General features: G+C 44.4%; 1 protein-coding gene. It reads right to left on the bottom strand.

Annotated elements, in window-relative coordinates; all coding sequences use genetic code 11:
- On the bottom strand, positions 1–257 hold a 257-nt coding region (locus R0K30_RS22560; protein WP_486304034.1), incomplete at both ends, for an amino acid kinase family protein.

Below are 257 nucleotides of genomic sequence, written 5' to 3'. Positions count from 1 at the left end.
ATGAATCAACCCGCTTACAAGCGCCGACAGCATGTCGTTATCACCGAACGTCAGCTCTTCAACTGATGTGGAATCATTCTCATTAATAATCGGCACGACGCCGCGCTCCAACAGTTCCATTACAGTAGCATAAGCATTTCTGTACCGCTCTCTTTTTGAGAAATCATTTCTTGTTAATAAAATTTGTGCCGGCGTCAGACCGTATCTTTTTAAATGGTCCATATATTGCTGCATTAAAAGCGTCTGGCCGACTGCGG

Source organism: Bacillus sp. SIMBA_154 (assembly GCF_046536015.1).
Taxonomy (GTDB): domain Bacteria; phylum Bacillota; class Bacilli; order Bacillales; family Bacillaceae; genus Bacillus; species Bacillus pumilus_P.
This window is presented reverse-complemented; position numbering and strand designations above follow the sequence as displayed.